Below are 1,433 nucleotides of genomic sequence, written 5' to 3' on the forward strand. Positions count from 1 at the left end.
CACTACTTTGGCACTCCCATCATTAGGCCCAGAGTGAAGCGAGCCTGACAGAATGGACATCGCAGGCGCATGGCATGTGCCAGATGATCAAGCAGCATGCGCCGAAGGGCCGGCAGTGTCGGTTGTGGTGGAGGCCCGCCGGTCCTTCTTTTTTCCCCCTGTGGCGGTTCGCAAGCGCAGATGCTGCAGGAACAGATAGGCGATCAGTGTCAGCAGCGCATGTCGATGCAAGCCCCGCCACGAGCGGCCCTCGAAGTGATCGAGCCCGAGCTCTTCCTTGAGTTGCTGGTGCGCCTGCTCGCACACCCACCGCGCCTTGATGAGAGACGCGAGCTGCTTCAGCGATGTGTCGGGAGGCAGGTTGGACAGATAGTACTTGCGCTCGCCTGAGGTGCGATGCTCGCCCACGAGCCAGACTTCGTCGCCGGGTAGATGCTGGCCGGTCCGTCCCTGCAGACGCACCGCCGGCCCATCAGCCACCCGCACGCGCACGGCGGCGAACTTCGCTCGCAGCGGACCCTTGGTGCCGCGCCGCCACGTGATCCGGCGCCATGAGCTCTTCGCCAGCATGGCCTCAGACGCAACAGCCTCTGCGTCGGGGATCGGGGTCTTGCGCGGCCCTCCACGCGTGCGCGGGGCTGGCCCCAACCGCACATCGGCCGGATACACCTTCTGGATGCGCGGGATGCCCACCGCCCAGAGCAGCCCGAGCGCCGACAGGCCCTGACGGAAGGGAGCACTGATGCCGTAGCCCGCGTCCGTCACGACAGCCCCGAAGCTCACACCGGCTTGCATCATGCGCTGGAGTTCCTCCAGGGCGATCTCAGGCTTGGAGCGCTCCACCCAGAGGGTCTCAGGCACACCGGCGTGCTTCAGGCGCTCGGGATCTCTGATCCAAGTCTCGGGCAGAAACAGCCGCAGGACGATTGGGACTGGCACCTCGCCCTTGGCGAGGGTGAGCGAGACCAGGCTCTGACAATTGGCCTTCTTGCCCACCACTCCGGCATATTGCGAGGCGACACCAACGGAGTGCGTGCCTTTCTTGAGCAGCGCCGTGTCGTCGATCACCAGAATCGCGTCAGGGCCGCCGACCAACTGGTTCGCTTGGGCCAGCAATTCGGCGTCCAGCGGCGCCTCGTCCCACGGGCCGACGGCCACGAAGTGATGCAGTTGATCATAGTCGGCCGGCGCTACCCGCGCCGCCATCGGCTGCAGGCTCTTGCGGTCCCCAGGCCCGATCAGGCCGGCGACATAGAGCGGACACATGCGCCGGCGGGCTGGGTGACGAAGCGGTTTGAGGAAGGGTTCAAGCCAGGACTGAAGTTCGTGTTCCCACGCCACTGAGGTGCTCATGACAACCTCCCGCGAACAATCCTTCAGAGAAGACGTTGGCAGGGCTCGCCTGGTTCCTCAGACCTGCCAAAGTAGTGCTA

1 protein-coding gene is annotated in these 1,433 nt (G+C 65.0%); it reads right to left on the minus strand.

What is annotated here, in order from left to right:
• Nucleotides 1-87: 87 nt before the first annotated feature.
• Nucleotides 88-1,353, minus strand: coding sequence for an IS701 family transposase (locus FS320_RS43345; RefSeq protein WP_152718649.1), 1,266 nt, complete (start codon nt 1,351-1,353; stop codon nt 88-90).
• Between the last annotated feature and the right edge of the window lie 80 nt (nt 1,354-1,433).

The sequence above is a fragment of the Microvirga tunisiensis genome (assembly GCF_009296175.1).
In the GTDB taxonomy this organism is placed as follows: Bacteria; Pseudomonadota; Alphaproteobacteria; order Rhizobiales; family Beijerinckiaceae; genus Microvirga; species Microvirga tunisiensis.